The sequence below is a fragment of the Bradyrhizobium sp. Rc3b genome (assembly GCF_900114915.1).
GTDB lineage: Bacteria > Pseudomonadota > Alphaproteobacteria > Rhizobiales > Xanthobacteraceae > Bradyrhizobium.
Genome location: NZ_FOUS01000011.1, coordinates 196,434 through 213,194, shown reverse-complemented (window position 1 = coordinate 213,194; position 16,761 = coordinate 196,434). Strand labels below are relative to the sequence as shown.

General features: G+C 63.6%; 16 protein-coding genes. All 16 read right to left on the bottom strand.

The window, feature by feature from the left end; translation table 11 throughout:
• Positions 1-9: 9 nt before the first annotated feature.
• The gene (locus BM190_RS26110; protein ID WP_092260255.1) at positions 10-1,203 is read right to left on the bottom strand and encodes a class I SAM-dependent methyltransferase; all 1,194 of its coding nucleotides are present in this window, start codon (positions 1,201-1,203) and stop codon (positions 10-12) included.
• Entirely contained in the window at positions 1,196-2,413 is a 1,218-nt protein-coding gene (locus BM190_RS26105; RefSeq protein WP_092260253.1) for a class I SAM-dependent methyltransferase, read from the bottom strand. Before BM190_RS26105 ends, BM190_RS26110 begins: the two co-directional genes overlap by 8 nt.
• A gap of 216 nt (positions 2,414-2,629) precedes the next feature.
• Entirely contained in the window at positions 2,630-4,921 is a 2,292-nt protein-coding gene (locus BM190_RS26100) for a hypothetical protein (protein WP_244550734.1), read from the bottom strand.
• A 23-nt stretch (positions 4,922-4,944) separates the two neighbouring features.
• Positions 4,945-5,928: a lysylphosphatidylglycerol synthase transmembrane domain-containing protein gene (locus tag BM190_RS26095; RefSeq protein ID WP_092260249.1), complete on the bottom strand. Its 984-nt coding sequence runs from the start codon at positions 5,926-5,928 to the stop codon at positions 4,945-4,947.
• Positions 5,929-5,989: 61 nt separating this feature from the next.
• On the bottom strand, positions 5,990-6,565 hold the full coding sequence (locus tag BM190_RS26090) for a WbuC family cupin fold metalloprotein (RefSeq protein ID WP_092260247.1): 576 nt from the start codon (positions 6,563-6,565) through the stop codon (positions 5,990-5,992).
• Positions 6,543-7,208 carry a class I SAM-dependent methyltransferase gene (locus BM190_RS26085; protein ID WP_018322237.1) on the bottom strand — a complete coding sequence of 222 codons (666 nt, stop codon included), beginning with the start codon at positions 7,206-7,208 and terminating at the stop codon, positions 6,543-6,545. The genes BM190_RS26090 and BM190_RS26085 overlap by 23 nt, the downstream gene beginning before the upstream one ends.
• Before the next feature lie 25 nt (positions 7,209-7,233).
• Positions 7,234-7,626, bottom strand: coding sequence for an LIC12192 family sporadic carbohydrate cluster protein (locus tag BM190_RS26080; RefSeq protein ID WP_018322238.1), 393 nt, complete (start codon positions 7,624-7,626; stop codon positions 7,234-7,236).
• Entirely contained in the window at positions 7,619-8,425 is an 807-nt protein-coding gene (locus BM190_RS26075) for a sporadic carbohydrate cluster 2OG-Fe(II) oxygenase (RefSeq protein WP_018322239.1), read from the bottom strand. Before BM190_RS26075 ends, BM190_RS26080 begins: the two co-directional genes overlap by 8 nt.
• Complete coding sequence (locus tag BM190_RS26070) at positions 8,422-9,540, bottom strand: DegT/DnrJ/EryC1/StrS family aminotransferase (protein ID WP_092260244.1); 1,119 nt, start codon at positions 9,538-9,540, stop codon at positions 8,422-8,424. Before BM190_RS26070 ends, BM190_RS26075 begins: the two co-directional genes overlap by 4 nt.
• Entirely contained in the window at positions 9,530-10,636 is a 1,107-nt protein-coding gene (locus BM190_RS26065; protein ID WP_092260241.1) for a DegT/DnrJ/EryC1/StrS family aminotransferase, read from the bottom strand. Before BM190_RS26065 ends, BM190_RS26070 begins: the two co-directional genes overlap by 11 nt.
• Positions 10,637-10,644: 8 nt before the next feature.
• A complete protein-coding gene (locus BM190_RS26060) occupies positions 10,645-11,604 on the bottom strand; it encodes a transketolase family protein (RefSeq protein ID WP_092260239.1) in 960 nt (319 codons plus the stop codon).
• Between the two features lie 10 nt (positions 11,605-11,614).
• A complete protein-coding gene (locus BM190_RS26055) occupies positions 11,615-12,463 on the bottom strand; it encodes a transketolase (RefSeq protein ID WP_018322243.1) in 849 nt (282 codons plus the stop codon).
• A complete protein-coding gene (locus tag BM190_RS26050; RefSeq protein WP_244550733.1) occupies positions 12,438-13,475 on the bottom strand; it encodes an aminoglycoside phosphotransferase family protein in 1,038 nt (345 codons plus the stop codon). The genes BM190_RS26055 and BM190_RS26050 overlap by 26 nt, the downstream gene beginning before the upstream one ends.
• The gene (locus BM190_RS26045; RefSeq protein ID WP_244550732.1) at positions 13,472-14,083 is read right to left on the bottom strand and encodes an HAD family hydrolase; all 612 of its coding nucleotides are present in this window, start codon (positions 14,081-14,083) and stop codon (positions 13,472-13,474) included. The genes BM190_RS26050 and BM190_RS26045 overlap by 4 nt, the downstream gene beginning before the upstream one ends.
• A 5-nt stretch (positions 14,084-14,088) precedes the next feature.
• Positions 14,089-15,090 (bottom strand): NAD-dependent epimerase/dehydratase family protein, encoded by a 1,002-nt coding sequence (locus BM190_RS26040; RefSeq protein ID WP_092260233.1) that lies wholly within the window; start codon positions 15,088-15,090, stop codon positions 14,089-14,091.
• A 27-nt stretch (positions 15,091-15,117) separates the two neighbouring features.
• On the bottom strand, positions 15,118-16,683 hold the full coding sequence (locus BM190_RS26035; protein ID WP_092260231.1) for a PfkB family carbohydrate kinase: 1,566 nt from the start codon (positions 16,681-16,683) through the stop codon (positions 15,118-15,120).
• Positions 16,684-16,761 lie beyond the last annotated feature (78 nt).

Genomic DNA, 16,761 nt, shown 5'->3' with positions numbered 1-16,761 from the left:
TAAGATCCTTTAGCGCTTCCGGATCACGAGGAAATGCGCCGGCTGTCCCCACGTGTTGATGAAGGCCGGATCCGCCTGGGTGAGGGCGGTGACTGCGGACGCGTCCCGTCGCCCGATCGCGCCAAAGATGCGATGGAAGCTGTCGAGCGTCGCGATGATGGCTTCGATGTCAGCGGCATCGTCGGCGAGAACGTCTGTGGTCCGGATTGTCTCGCGCAGCGACGCAAGGCCCGCGATCACGCGCGGCAGGCTCTCGCCAAAGGGATCGTCGATCATACCATCGACGTCGAGCACGAGCGCCTCGATCGATGCCGAGATCGCCTGCACGGCATCGGCCTTGCCGACCAGATAGAGCTTTCGTCCGCCGAGGAAGCTCAGGCGGCTGCGGTCGAGATGGCGCGTCGCGCGGTGCAGCTTCTCATCGCCGGACAGGACTTTCTTGTGCCAGTAGATGTCGAGGCTGTCGCGGTAGGCCGGCCATGCCGAATGAACGTCGAACCCCTGTTGATGCGCCGCCGCGCACAACGTGGCCGCGTCGAGAAAGTAGCGATGCCGGACGAACGGATTTTCCAGCACGTCCATCAGCCAGGATTCGAAGCTGCGGGTGTGCGGAATGCTGTCCCACTTCGCCTCGAAAAGCAGCTTCGCGGTTTCGAGCGGGGCGCGACCGGTCAATGCCTTGCCGGCCGCATGGATCGCCTTGAGCGCGAGCTCGAAGAAGCCGCCATAGCGCTCGTAATAGGATACGACGGCGTAACCGTCCGGATTGAGCAGCCGATGGAAGATGCCGAGCCATTTTTCGCTCGGCTGCACCGTGTAGATGAAGCCCTCGGCATCGATGATGTCGAAGCGGCGATCGCTGCTGAAGCCCTCGACGTCGGCGAGTGCGAGCTCGCGGAGACGTTGGGTCAGACCGAAATGTGCAAAGTAGGCCTGGATCTTCGGGTGTGCATGCCGGTTCGGCTCGGCGAGCGTCATGTTCGCGCCCCAACCGGCAAACACCAGCGCGTTCTCGCCGGAATCGGGACCGAATTCGAGCACATCGGCATCGCGGAACAGCCGCGGCGGCAGCACCAGCTTGTCCGAGAACAGCTCGCGCCGCTGGCTGGCATAGGCCTCGAGCTCGGTGGACGATTTGAAATTCCCGAACGTCGGCAGAACATCCTGACGTTCGTAATAGTTGAAGAGCTTGTCCTCAGCCATGCCGCGACCCTGCGGCCGCCTCGAGACGATCGAGCTCGCTCCAGATGTCGTTCGGCGCGAAGATCGAAACGATCTGCAGCGGACGCTTCACGCTCTCGCGCAGCCGGCTGCTGACCTTGGCCTCGTTCTCCTCGTTCACGGCCAGGAGACAGACGAGCGGACCCGACTTGCCGGCGAGATCCTCGGGCGAGCGGATCGGAATGCCGGTGCCGGGCAGGAACAGCCCCTGGCGCTCCTTCTGGTCGTCGACCGAGAGGTCGACGAGATCCGCCAGCTCGTGGGCGTTGGTGAAGGTGCAGGCGCGGCAGCCGGCGCCGTAGATGGCAATCTCGGCGCCGTTGGCGCGGGCCTTCGCGAGAATCGGGCGGAGACGCGCGCCATACTCTCTTGCGCGCTGACCGAATTTCTCGCCGACGCCGGACGGCGCGGGCGGCGGCGTCACGGTGCCCTTGGCACGGCGGGCCGCGATCGCGAGGCTGCCGCCGCTGAAATTGTATTTCTTGACGGACACCGCCTCGAAGCCGTGGCGCGCCAGCAGCGTGAGCAGGGTCGGTTCGGTGAAATAGCTGACATGCTCCTCCCAGAGAACGGAGAGGTCGCCCACTGCCGAGCCGGGTGCGAAATCCGGCACGTCGATGAACAGCAGCCCGTCGTCGCTGAGCGCGATCTTGACGCAGTCGAAGAAGTTCTCGAAATCGACGATGTGCTCCAGCACCTGGCGAGATATGACGAGATCGAACTTGCCGGACTGAGCGACAGCATCGTGGGCCATCTCCGGGCTGAGCATGTCGGCATAGACCTTGATGCCGCGCTCGCGGGCGATCTTGCCCGACACCGGATTGGGTTCGACGCCGACCATGACCTTGGTGCCGCGCTCGCGCAGCTTGTCCATGAACAGGCCGTCGTTGCATCCGATCTCGAACACGGACTGGTGCTTGGAGAATTTCGCGATGGTGTCGAGCTCGTCCGCCTGATGCGGCTCCGGCTTCCAGCTGCTGAAATTGTAGTTGAACTGGCGGTACAGAATGTCGGGATCGATCGGTTTGACGATCTGGGGCAGGCCGCAATCGCCGCAAGCCAGCACCTCGAACGGATATCGTTCATCCTGCTCGTTTCGGCTGTGCCGAAGCCGATGCGCAATCGGCATCAGTCCGAGGTCGATGACCGGACGCAGGTTGGTCGAATGGCAAAGGCGGCAATGGTCGGTCACGGCTTTAACTCTTTGCGGGAAAACACGGGAACATCGGCGCCCCAGGCGATACGCGGCAGTTGAAGCCTATATAGCGCCGCAGGCCGTGCCACAATTCTTAAGTTGCGCCGGGCGGGCTATTCACAAGCCTGGCGACACCCTCGAGCTGGTACCCCGTGGCCTTCGTTTACGGGCCTTCCTCTTGCCGAGATGGACGGAACCGGTGCGAAGCACAACCTAGTGGCAGGTCATGAGCTGACCGAGGACCGTGACGTCCGCTCGTTGGCCGTTGGGAGACAGACGGTGCTTCACCACCTCGAACGGCTCGATCCCGTAGGCCTGCCGGTAGATGTCTTTCGATCTCGTCCGGAGCGCAGAAATGCCGGCCTCGGCCTCGGGACTCAAGGTTTGACCGCCATCCCTCCACGTCAGCATCCAGTAGTTCGGGGTCTCGCTATGAAGGGCGAACCGCTTCTCCAGCTCGGCGCTCTGAAAGAGGTCGGAGAAACCGTTGAGCCAGAAATCGCAATTCTGCTTCTGAACATAGAACAGCTTGACCCCGAGCGATCGAAGAGTGGCTTCGGCTGTATCGGCGGTCCCAAGTGCGATCTTGCTGAAGTTGCGCGCGACATCGCTCTGATAGGTGTGGATGACCTTGCCTCGCGTGAGCAGCGGCGAGAAATAGCAGGGCACCATTGCGCGGTAGCCGTTCAGCGCGAGAATCCGATCGGAGCCCGTCGATTGCTGCAGTTCGTCACAGCGCTGCCAGTTCAGGCTGACACGCGGCATCTCGATGAGAGAGCGCCCGCGGGCCGCAAAGGCGATGGCTCCGTCGTCCCTGAAGCTCTGCCAGGGATACGAGGTCGTCATCCAGGCGCAGGCGGCGAGCAGCGCCAAAACGGCGACATTGGGTGCAAAGCGCCCGACGAACACGGTCGGGGCCAGCCACCGCACGATGACGAGCCCCCAGAAGGCGATCGCGGCGGCTGCGAGCGGGAAGAGCGCATTGACGTGAATGGATAGCCTGATCAGGCTCGGAATGTTCAGCGTCATGTCCAGCAGCCGCACGCTGGCGACGTAGGCGATCACGATGAAAAGTCCCGCAACACTGGGCAGTGTCCGCTTTTTCATGAAGTCGGAGCGATCCGGAAACAACTTCGAATCGAGGAAAGAGATCGCACAAGTCGTCGCCGCGATGAGTGTTGCAACCAGGAGAACGGACTTGGCTTGCCTGATGAAGGCGACCACTCCCGCCTTGCTGAGGAAGTCGCTGACCTCCAGCGACTGCGCCAGCACGAAGAAATCAAGAATTTCCAGGCTGCCGAACTGCGAGAAACGCTCGACTGATGCGATTTTTCGAAAGAGCGCGTACGGATTGGTTGCTGGGATTCCGAGATAAAAATAATTGATGGAGAAGGCCAGGATGCACCCGCCAACCGCTCCCAATCCGAGCAACAGGCTGGTGACGAGGCCAGATCGGTCTCGCTGAAGGACCTTGGTGAATACGCCCAGCGACGAAATCAAGAACACGAACGCTGCATAGAGCGGATAGGAGGCGGCGACGGCAAGGCCGCAAATGCCGGCGGCAAGCCGGTCGCGAGCTTGGGACGATCGAATGACGACCAGCAGGAAATAGACGAAGAATGCCGCCGTCTGAAGATGGTACTTGCCGAACTCCATGATGTAGAGGCCAGCCTTGACGCTCGGCATCGTGCGGGGCCACGCAAGCCCGAGGATCGCCAAACCGAGGGCTATTGGAATCGCGGCGTCTTCCCAGCGGCGTCCGAGAGCTTGCAACGGCAGAATGAGGCGGGCGAGCTCGAAAATGACCGCGCCGATCCCGACGAAGTAGAGAAACGAAACGATCTGGGCGACATGGGGCGGCAGGAACGTCGCCAACAACAGATGCAGCCCGTTGCCGTGGCCGATCTCGAAGTCGGAGAAGATGGGATTGTCGGCGGCAAGCCAGATGCTGTGATTTCTCGCAACCTCCGCAAGATACGGGGCGTAGAGCTGCTGAACGTCGGTCGAAATCACGTCCGGTATGACGGCGCGATCGAGGAACACCGTCGCCAGGAGCCAAAGGCCCATCAGCGACGTTGCGGCCAGCGGCAGGGTCACCGCGAGTTTCCGCGGCTTTCCGAAGCTGCGGCTGTCCCACAGCAGCAGCACGGCCGCAAATCCGACAACGATCTGCGGGTACAGGATCGAAAGAGCGCCGAGGCCAACTCCCGTCAAGATGAGCGCGGCCGCGCCGACGAAGAACTCATCGACGCGCTGGGTGGGCTCGTGCTTGATCAGCGAGAATGCCAGGCGTCCGGTCGCCATGATGAGCCAGCCGAGATACGCCGTCAGGACGATCCAGGCGAGGACGTAAAATCGAGTCGTCCAGCCGCCGTCGAACAGCAGGGTACGGTAGGTGCCGGTTCGGTTCACGAACCAGATGGAAAGTGCCGCCGGCACGAAGATGAGGATGCGGGGCCACCACGTTTCGATGATGGCGCGCAAACGCACCTCGCCAACCGTCATCGTTTGATCTTGTACAGGGTTGCTCATGCTACCGGCGCTGCGTCAGTTCGTTCGGCGATGGCCCGCGCCTGGTCGGGGCTGAAGCTGGTGCGCTCGGGCGCGATCAGCCATACCAGCCCGCCGAACAGGCCGACGATCAGGCCGCCAAGCCCCAGCAAAACCGATATTGCGAGCGCCTTGTCGGATGCGATTCCAGCAAGACCAAGCGCAGCGACCATCGCACCTTCGCGCACACCCCAGCCTCCGATCGAGATGGGGACCGCGGAAGACAGGATGACGAGCGGGACCAGCACGAAGGCGTCAAGTGCGGAGAGGGGCGCCTCCAGTCCGATCGCGAGGACATAGCAGGTCGCAACGGTGATCAGGTGGACGACAATGGCTGATACGATCAACATTGCCCGCCCTCCGGCCGCCAGCAACGGAGCCCTGACCAGCATCGCGAATTGCACGATCCTGGCCGGCACGGCCGCGATCAAGCGTGGCGGCCACCGGTCCAGCGTCGCCATGGCGATTGCGCCGAGGCATGCAGCCGCCAAAACGGTCACGATCGCGAAAAGGAGTGAGTTGTCGTGGACACGAGGCAGCAGGAACGGGATTCCCGCCAGGACGATGAGACCGAGCGCCAGCAGAGCCAGGAAACGATCGGCCACGATGCTGCCGATCGTCTGCGACCATTGCACGCCATTCCGCCGCAGCATCCAGATCCGGACCGCGTCGCCGCCTGCGGGCAGCACCTGATTGAAGAAGGTGCTGATGATGAGAATGCGCCAGCCGGCCAGCCATCCCAGGGGGACGCTCATGGCGCGGAGGATCAGGATCCAGCGGTGGCAGAGAACGAAGGTCTGGGCGAACAGCAGCAACACCGCAAGCGCGAGCATGTTCAAGTTGACCGCGAGAAGATCGGCTTTCAGTGACGACAAGTCCTGGCTGCGCAAGAGCAATACCAGGATCCCGATCGACACCGCGAACTTGACCAGGGTAACCAGTGCTTTTGCAGGCGGCTTCATCGTCTGGTTTCGTCCTCGATCATTCACGGCGGGATCGTCGAGCAGCGAGTGTGGTCGAAATTTATTGTCTCGCCAGATGCTCCGCGGCGAGCGCGCCAATCCGTGTGACGTAGCGTTGGACCTCGGCAGCGTCGCCGCCATCGGGGGCCCAGTCAGGAAATGCCGTGCGTGAGGGATCAAACGGGCCGGCGGTGGTTTCGTGAAACACCAGCCATTCCGAGGTGATCAGGATCGAGTGGAAGACCTTTTCGGGCATCCGATAATAGCAGCGCTTGCCCTGGCCGTAGGGCGCCATCTCGAGTACGTCGCGAATGCGGCCGTCATCCTCGAAGATCACGACCTGCGCAGTGCCCTCGATCACGTGAAACGATTCAGGTTTGCCAAAATGCTTATGCGGCCGGACATAGGCCTCGCGATGATGCACGATCAGCATCTCGTGCAGGCTGGACGCGGGATCGGGGTGCGTGCACAGCCGGCTGCGCAGACGCGGGTTGCCGGCGGCGATGCGTTTCAGCTCCGTGATCGTGGCGTCATCCACCGTGACGATGGCGTCGTCCGAGTAATACACTTCCGGATTCTGCGCGCGTAGCGACGTCGACCGGCGCAGGCCGGCTTCATTCGAAGAAGATGAACCCATGGTCGCCCCGATAGCCGCATTTGTCGTAGATCCACGCCCAGGTTTCCGGGCCGTGGAAGCTCAGGCAGGTGAGCTGCCAGTAGAGGAGGTTCGCCTTCTCGCGCTCGTTGCGGAATGATTCCACCATCAGATATTTCGAGGCGCCGCGCCCGACCCGCTCGATCTCACGCACTGAACGGAACACGTCTTCGAGCGGCAGGTTGTGCAGCACGCCGAGCGACACCACGAGATCGAAGCTGTGATCGGGGTAGGGGAGCTCGACGGCGCTGCCGACCTTCAGCAGCGGCCGCACCTCCTCCTTGGCATTGGCGATGCCGTAGTCGGAGATGTCGATGCCGGCGATCGTGAGGTCGGGGACGAGCTGGGTGAACTCGTAGAGCAAATAGCCCTTGCCGCAGCCGACGTCGAGCACGCTCATGCCGGGCTTGATGCCGTAGCGATCGATCAGGGTCTGGGCGAGCGGGCGCCAGCGTCCGTCATAACGATAGCCGCCATAGCCGTAGCGCCGGTCGCCGTCCCAGTAGTCGCGTCCCCATTGCCGCGCGACGGTGGCGGATTCCGCCTTGTCATGCTCAACCACGCGCTGAACGTAGTTCCGCCTGGTCGATGCGTGCATCGGTTGGAGCAGGTTGATCTCACTCATGGGGCCCAACCGGTCCGCGGCATCGTCACAGGATCGTGGCGTATTTATTGACCAGCAGAATGTCCTCGACGGCCTGGATGTCTTTCTGCGACGACAGCGTGATCTCCTCGACGGCGGCGTGGAGATCACAGCCCTCGCGCAGCACGCGGTCGTAGATCTCCCGTCGCCGTGCCTCGTCGGGCGGCAGCATGAAGATGCTGTAGAGGATCAGGCCGTTCAGGCGGGGCAACTCGTCCAGGATGTCCTCGAGCACCATGTAACTGCCGGGCATGATGTGCTCGACGGCGCTCAGCAGAAATTGCAGGTTCTTCCGCCGCGCGTAGTCGCGGATCACGATGTTCTGGACGTGCTGCGGGGTGCGGCTGCCGTTCAGCGGCCGCGCGCCGATGTAGCCGCGATGGCCGGCTCGCTCAGCCATGGAAGCCTCCCGGCAGCTTGTATTGCATGCCGACCCGCGTCGCCGGGCGCAGCAGGATCGGCTCGAAGAACTCGCCGAAGCGCTTGTCGGCGTAGGGCGACATGATGCTCTTGAACCGGCAGTTCATGCTCCAGCGCGTGCCGGGCTCTTCGTTGACGCGATTGCCGTGCATCAGGGTCTGGTTGAACAGCATCACGTGACCGTAGGGAATCTCGATGAAGGTCGCGTGCGGCTTGATCGTCTTGTACAGCTCCTCGGCGCTGCGCAGGCTTGCCATCCGGTCCTGCATGTCGCCGTTGAGCGACGGCGGCAGCAGATACATCGCCTTGGTGTGGTGGACGTCCACAAGCGGCACCCACACCACGACCTCGAACGGCGAGTCGCCCGACCAGACATCGGAATGGGTGGCGAGTAGCGAGGAATCGTCGCCGGGCATCTGGATGCTGAGATTGACGCGGCGCTGCATGCACAGCTCGTTGCCGACGATGGTCTCGATCGTCGAGCGCGCCAGGCGGAAATAGGTCGGCCGGAACCACGGCTCGGCGTTGAGGCCGTTGAAGACGTGCAGCCGCAGGCCGTTGAGATCGTCCACGCTCACCCGTGTGTGGATGCTGTCCAGCATCGCATAGGGATCATTGCTGTGCGGCAGCTTCAGATAGTCCGCCGCCAGCTCGGCGGCGCGCCGCTGGATGCGGTCGAGGCCAGCGCGATCATCGGCCGGCGTTGTGACGAAGCCGTTGTCGATGAAGCGCTGCGCCAGCGCCTGCTCATCGGCCTGCAGGAAGTCGGTATCCGTCATGCAAAATACTCCCGGGCGGTCGCGCAGATATAGCTGATATCGGCGGCCGACAGGAACTGGTTGATGGGAAGCGTGAGGATCTGATCCGCCTGCCGCTCGGTCACCGGGAACGCGCCGCGGCCTTGCCCCAGATGCGCCGCGGCAGGCTGCAAATGGATCGGGACCGGATAGTGGATCGCGGTCTCGATGCCCTTGTCGGCCAGATATTTCTGGAAGTCATTGCGGCGGTCGGTCTGCACCACGAATGTGTGGAAGGTGTTGAACTCGATGTTGCGGCAGGGCGGAATGAACAGAGGGAGTCCGGCAAGCTCGGCGCGGTATTGCGCGGCGTTGCGCCGCCGGCGTTCGATCACGGAGGGCAGGTGACGCAGGCGAATGCGCAGCACCTCGGCCTGCAGCGTGCCGAGCCGCGATACGATGCCCCACTCCTGGACGTCGCTGCGGTTGATGAGCCCGTGATTGCGAAGGCGGCGGATGCGTGCGGCCATCTCGGCGTCGGCCGTGACGAGGAAGCCGGCATCGCCTGCGGCATTGAGATTCTTGAGCGGATGGGCGGAGAAGCAGCCGAACGTGCCGATGGTGCCGCTCATCCGGCCGTCATAGGTCGAGCCGACCGCCTGGGCGCTGTCCTCGATCACGGCGAGCGCGTTCTTGTCCGCGATCGCCATCAGCGGGGTCATGTCGGCCATGCGCCCGGTCAGGTGCACCGGCATGATCGCCTTGGTGCGCGACGTGACGGCGGCTTCGACCGCGGCGGGATCGATATTCTGGTCCGGCAGCACGTCCACAAACACAGGCGTGGCGCCGACCGCGATGATCGCGGCGGTCGATGCCACGAACGAATTCGGAGGCGTGATCACCTCGTCGCCGGGGCCGATGTCGAGCGCCCGCAAGGCGAGGATCAGCGCGTCGGTGCCGGAATTCAAAGTCACGACATGGGGCGAGCCGAGATAGGCGGACAATTCCTCCTCGAGCTTTCCGACCGCTGCGCCCCCGATGAAGTCGCCGCGGGAAAACACGCCCTCGACCGCCTGCATGATCTCGGCGCGCTCTTCCTCGAACTGGGCGGGAAGATTGACGTAACCGATGCGCCGGCGGCCGGTGTCAGCGTCCATGACAGAACTTCCTGACGGTCTCGATGACACGGTCCTGTTGTGCGCGCGTCAGATGCTGGTCGACGGGGAAGCTGATGACTTCCTTGGCGTGGCGGTCGGTGACCGGGAACGTGCCGGGCGCGTAGCCGAGATGCTTGAGGCCTTCCTGCTGATACAGCGGGATTGGATAATGGATCTTGGCCTCGATGCCGTTGTCCAGGCAGTATTGATAGAGCTCGTCGCGGCGTTCGGCGAACACCATGTAGAGATGGTAGACGTGCTTCACATTGGGCCGGCGCGGCGGGACGCGCAGGCCGGGCAGGCCGGCAAGGCCCGCGTCGTAATAGGCCGCGTTCTCGATCCGGCGCCGCGTGATCTCGCTGGTCTGGCCGATCAGCCAGTTGCCGACGACGGCCTGCAAGGAATCGAGCCGCGAATTGCAGCCGAGGATTGCGATCTCGTCGCGGTTCTTCATGCCGTGGTTGCGGATCAGGCGGAGCTTCTCGTTCATGCCGTCGTCATTGGTGACGACGACGCCCGCATCGCCCCAGACGTTGAGGTTCTTGAGCGGATGCAGCGAGAAGCCGGCCGCGATGCCGTGGGTGCCGGAGCGCTTGCCCGCAAACTCCGACAGGATGCCCTGGCAGGCGTCCTCGACGACGGGGAGGTTATGGCGCTGGGCGATCGGCATCAGCTTGCCCATGTCGGTGACCTCGCCGGTCAGCTGAACCGGCATGATCGCCTTGGTCTTCCTGGTAATGGCGGCTTCGACCTGGTCGACGTTCATGCAGAAGGAATCGTCGCAGTCGACCAGCACCGGTGTGGCGCCGGTTTCCGCGATCGCACCGACGGTGGCGATGAAGGTGTTGGCGGCGGTGATGACCTCGTCGCCATGGCCGATGCCGAGCGCCTTGAGCGGCAGCTTGAGCGCGTCGGTGCCGGATCCGACGCCGATGGCGTGACGCACGCCGATCAGTTCGGCAAAGCGCTTCTCGAATTCGGCGACGGGCTTGCCAAGGGTGAAGTCACCGGTCGCAACCAGCCGGCCGATCTCGGCCAGGATCGGAGCGGGGTCGGAGAATTGCTCGAGCAGATAGGAATATCGAACGTCGTACATGTGACCCGTCAGGTGGAATGAAGTTGAGGAGCGGAGGTGCGCGACGCCGCGAGCGCGTGCTCGATCGAGGTCGCGATAGCGTTGGGCGCGAGGCCGTGCTTCTTCAGCAGCGAGTCCTGCGAGCCGTAATTGTGCATGAAGCGGTCCGGCAGCGACAGCCGCAGCATCGCGGGCAGGCCGGAGCCGAGCTTGTCGATCAGCGTCTCCGCAACCGCGCTGCCGAGACCGCCGGAGGGCACGTGCTCCTCCAGCGTTGCCACGAGCTTGATGCCGCGGATCGCCTGCAGCAGGGCTTCGGTGTCGAGCGGCTTCACCGTATGCATGTGCAGGATGCCGGCGCGAACGCCTTGCGCGGCCAGCAGGTCGGCTGCGGCGATGGCGCGCTGGAGCATGATGCCGGTTGTCACCATGAGGACGTCGCCCGGCGGCCGCATCAGGATGGCCTTGCCGATCTCAAAACCGTGCTCGGCCTTCGAGACGACGGCGTCGCCGCCCTTGCCGAGCCGTATGTAGATCGGTCCGGTCCAGTCGAGCGTCTTGTCCATCATGCGCGCGGCCTCGTCGGCGTCGCACGGGCAGACCACCGTCATGTTCGGCAGCGCCCGCATGATGGCGATGTCCTCGATCGCCTGGTGGGTGGGGCCGAGCGGCGCGTAGACCAGACCGCCGCCATTGGCGATCAGTCGCACCGGCAGATTGTGCAGGCAGAGATCGACGGCCACCTGCTCGTAGCAGCGGCGGGTGAGGAATGTCGCGATGGTGTTGACGTAGGGCACGAAGCCCTCCATCGCCAGGCCAGCCGACATGCCGATGATGTGCGCTTCCGAAATGCCCTCGATCAGATGGCGCTTGGGAAACTCCTTGCTCATCGCACGCAGCGTGCCGGCGCCGGGATCGGAGCCGATGTAAAGCACACGCTCGTCGCGCGCGGCGAGCTTGTGGACCATGTTCATCGCGGTGTTGCGCATGGGGAGCCGATCAAAAATCGCCGACGGCGACGCGGATGGCGTCGAGCTCGCTGTCGGACAGCTTGTTCTTGTGATGCCAATCGGCGTTGGATTCCGCGGCCGGCAGACCCTTGCCCTTGACGGTATGGCAGATGATCGCGGTGGGCTTGCCCGGAACGGCGGGGACCTGCTTCAGGACAGTGCGCAGGGCGCCGACGTCGTGGCCGTTGAGCTCCTGCACGGCAAAGCCGAAGCTGCGCCATTTGTCCGCGAGTGGCTCCAGCGGCAGGACGTAGTCGGTGGGCCCGTAGCTCTGGAGCTTGTTGTAGTCGATCATCGCGACCAGGTTATCGAGCCCGTGCTTGGCCGCGCCCATCGCGGCCTCCCACACCGACCCCTCGTTGATCTCGCCGTCGCCGAGCAGGACAAAGGTCCGGTAATTGCGCTCGCGCATGCGGGCGGCGAGCGCAAGGCCGACGCCGATCGACAGGCCATGCCCGAGCGCGCCGGTCGATGCCTCGACGCCGGGCACCATGCCGTATTCGGGATGTCCGCCCAAGATACTGTCGGAGCCGCAAAAGCCGTCGAGCTCCGACAGCGGGAAGAAGCCGCGATCGGCGAGCAGCGCGTAGAGCGCGAGACAACCGTGTCCCTTGCTGAGGATGGCGCGGTCGCGTTCGGGATCGCGCGGGTTGTTCGGATCGATCCGCAGGATGTCGTCGTAGAGCACGCGGACCATTTCGATCAGCGACAGGGCCGGACCAACATGGCCGCGTCCGGCCGAACGGACAGAACCAAGGACCAGGCGGCGCAAATAGAGACTGCGCTCGTCCAGCGTGCAGGTGAGGGCGGCTTCAGCGTGGGGTGAGATCTGGATCACGTTGGCAAATCGTTTGATGAAGCCGGCGTGCTTTGTCGAGCTGACCGGCAAGGCGGACCGTCAGATCGCCACCTTGCGCAGCCAAGGCGCGCCGGGAGCGGCTTTCGGGCAAATAAGCATTCAGGACAATCAGGCACCAAATCGCCCCGAACACAGGATACAGTACGTCACGGCGGATCGCAAACGCGTCATCCCTAGCCGCGAAGGCTTGCGTGAGCCGTTCGATGAGGCGATTCGCGCCTGTTGCGGGCAGATCGCTGCCGGGGTGGATCGCGGTATCGGACAGCAGTTTGACCGGATCGTCCCAGCCGAAATATTCGAAGTCGATGAAGCGCAGGCGGCCGTCTTCGCCGCGCAGCGCGTTGTGCAGTCCGAAGTCGGACGGGCTCAATGCGCGATGCGCGGGCAAGAGGTCCGCTGCGGGATCCCGCCCCAGTTCCGCATAACGCTGGCGGAGCCTTCGGATGGCGACGGCCGTGCTGGGAACCAGGCTGCCGTCGATGAACGTACGCAGCTCCGGATGATCGTCGGAGGCCCGCCTCAGTCCGTCGAGGCGCTGCTCGTACTGGGCGATGGCTTCCTCGGGCGAGAAGATGCTGGCTGACGCGTTCCGCAAGGTCTGCGCACCTTCGGCGTCGCGCAGCTTCTGCAATTCGATCAGAAAATCGGCCAGCTGGTCGGCGTCGTCGCCCTGGGGATGCAGCACCGCCGCGTCACCGTCGAACCATTGATACAGCGCGCAAAACGCATCGGCGTCCTTTGCGATCGGCCGTGGCGTCGACGCGATGCCGTGGCGCGACAGGAACGTGAGCGCGTCATATTCCTGTCCCAGCCGATCGCGCCCGTCCGACGGATAGTGCTTGAGGGCGAGGGGCGGTCCTTCCGCCATCTCCAGCCGAAACACCCTGTTGTTGCCGCCGGACCGCGCCGGCTGGGCTGCCGCGACCGTTGTTCCGGCAAGGCGGCTGCCGATCGAGATCGCATCCGCTGCGCTGATGTCCGGCTCGCTCATGCCGCAAACACCTCGTCGCGGATGCCGGCCCATGTCGCGATCGGCTTGCAATGTTCGGGGTGCGGGGACTGCGAACGCGTGAACAGGATCGATCGCGTGCCCTTCGGGAAATGCGGCTGCTCGAAGACCTCGACGAGATCGTCGATGAAGATGTCCAGCTCCAGGCTCGCGAGCCTGTCGACCTTGGCGGCCATCGTGTCCTCGAAATAAACATCGCCGCTGGCCACCGCCGCCGCAGCAGCGTCGATGAGGCCGGCGCCACGCAGCCAGCCGCGTGCGGCTTCGCGCAGGTCGGTATGGTCGGGGTCCTGATGACCGTATCTGGTCTTGTGGCTGACGATGCACACCTTGGCGCCGGCCTGTCTGCACGCCGCGAGGAATTCCCGCACGCCCGGATAGATCTCGGCGCCGCCAATGCCCTTGCCGTAGACGAAGCCTTGCAGGCCTTGCCAGGCGAGCTCGCCACCCGTGCGGGACCGCAGATAATCCCGCACATCGTTCTTCAGCCCAACCCAGCCCTCCGGCACCAGGCCACGCTGGTGCGCGACGGCGGCAAAGACCTTATCGTAGCAGATGATCGTGTTGTCGAAATCGATGCCGATCCGCACGCCGCTCACTTCAGGCTGATGTTCTGCATCATCTTGATGTTGAAATACCGGGGATCGTTGAGCGAGTTCGGCAGGCGGCCGGACCTGAAGGCGTCCACGAGGCCGGACACGGCCTGCTCGATCGTGTGCGTCGGTGCAAATCCGAGCTCGCGGCGAATCTTCTCCGAGGAGACGTGGTAGGAGCGCAGATCGTCGGTCGGCTCGACGGCCACGTCGACGTTGTTTCCGACCACCGATTTGACGATGTCGGCGATCTTCATCAGCGAGTGGTTCTCGTAGCCGATATTGTAGGTCTTGCCGTCGATCTTCGCATCATCCTGCTGCAGCAGGAACAGATAGGCCGCCGACATGTCCTCGATGTGCAGGTTGGGCCGCTTCTGCGTTCCGCCGAACACGCGGATGCGGCCGGTGTTGACCGCGAGGTTGGTCAGGATGTTGACGACGACGTCGAGGCGCTGCCGCGGTGCGTAGCCGCAGACGGTGGCAGGACGGACCGTGCAGGTGACGAAGCCGGACGCGGCCTCTTCGGCAAGATCGGTCTCGCACATCGCCTTGAACTTGGAGTAGTCCGTGAGCGGCTCGCAGGACAGTTCCTCGGTCACCTCGGCCTCGTCCTTGATGCCGTAGACGCTCGACGAGGAGGCATAGATGAAGCGCTTGACGCCGGCCTTCTTCGCGGCGCGCACCATTGGACGGAAGCAGTCGTAGTTGATGGACTTGCCGAGTCCAGGATCGAGCTCGAACGAGGGGTCGTTGGAGATGCAGGCGAGGTGGATCACCGCATTGTTGCCGCGCAGGGCCTCGTTGATCGCGGCCTCATCGCGGATGTCGCCCTTGATCAGGCGAAGGTTCGGATTGTTGCGAACCGCGTCGAAGACGGATTCGCCATACATGAACAGGTCGAGCACCGTGACCTTGTGGCCCGCTGCCAGCAACTGGGGAACCAGCACGCTGCCGACATAGCCGGCGCCACCGGTGACCATCACGTTCCATTTCTGATCAATCACTGCCGTTCTCCAGATTTCCCGCTCGCGTTACTTCAATAGCGCGGTGACGAATTTGACCAAGGGCGCCTTTTCGACCGAGTTGCGGTGACCGACGATGCCGACCTTGATCGCGCCCGCCGCGTTGCCGATGAAGGCGACGTCCTCGATATTGCCGCCGGCCGCCACCAGCGGCGCCGTGATCGTCAGGAAGGCATCGCCGGCGCCGACCGTGTCGACGACGGTCTTGGTGAAAGCGGGCACGCGCGCGACGCCGGTCTTGGACGAGAAGGGGTAGCAGCCGAAGGAGCCGTGCGTGATGATCATGTTGTCGCAATCGATCTTGCCGTGCAGGCGGTTCTCGATCACCGACGCGATGTCGCTGAACTTGTCGGTCGCGGCCAGACGCGCTTCCGGCGCGTCGATGCAGACGTAGTCGGCGCGCGGATATTTCGTGATGAGATTATAGCCGTGGTTGCCGCTGTTGCTCTGGGCGTTGACCGCCAGGAACTTGGAGTTCGCGATGAGCGTGTCGATGGTGCTGGACGCGATCATGCCGTGACCGAAATCTGTGACGATCACCACGTCCCCGCCACGAACGCGCTCGGCGGTGATTCGGTCGATCTCCTTGCGCTCGGCCTCGTCGAGCGGCGTGTCGTCCATGGTGTAGACTTCGAAGAGCTTGTGCAGATAGCCCATCTCGACGTACCGCAATTTGCGGGTCGTCGGTCGGCCCTGAATGCGGATCGGCGTCAGCGTGACATTCGGGCGGACATGCGCGCGAATGAACTCCTCGGGGTAGTCGTTGCCACCCAGCGTCGTGACGATCTCCACCGACTTGCAGAAGCTCGCCACGTGATTGGCCGCGGCAATGACGCCGCCGGCAAATTGCTCGCCATTCTTGAGCAGGGTGGCGACGATGTTCTCCTTCGAAGCCTTCCCGAGCGCCGTGACGTACTGGTATTCGTCGATGATGGTATCGCCGACCAGCACGACGTGCATGTCCTGGATATTGTCGATCAGCTTCAGCAGGCGTTCGGCGCCGCCGCCTTCGCGCACCTTCTGGAGGTAGTCGCGCAGGGGAGGATCGTAGATGTCGAAATAACGGTTCAGCAGGGATGACGAGCTGAACGTCACGTCGCGCGTGAAGACGATTCGTCCGCCATGACGTTCGACGGCCTCGCGCTCGGTGGCGATCTTGCCAGTGACGTCATCCTCGGGATTCTCGTAGTCCGAGCCCTTCACGTAGGTGTCGGGGCGCACGGCATCGAGGACCGGCTCGGCGCTGGAAGTGCGGTTGATGCCGACCCAGTCGACCGTGCCGAGCGCGGCTAGCATCTCGGCGCGCATGTTCTCCGGAAAGATCGGCCGTCCCGGGCCCTTGTTGACGAAACGATCGGCGGTGATGGTCACGATGACCACGTCGGCCTCGTTGCGCGCCGCCAGGATGTGCCGGACGTGGCCGAGATGCACCAGATCGAACACGCCGTGGCAGAGCGCGACGGTCTGGCCCTTGGCCTGCGCGGCGCGCGCAATCTCGCCCAGCTCCTCGATCGTCTTGATCTTGTCGTGCGGTGCCGGATGGCCGGTCAGCTTGTCTGTCGCAGCATTACCCATGTGGATTACCCAAAGCGCCGGCAGGTCTCAGATGGCCGGCCTGAAATGATCGACTCGCAGCAACGATATCCGGCGAGC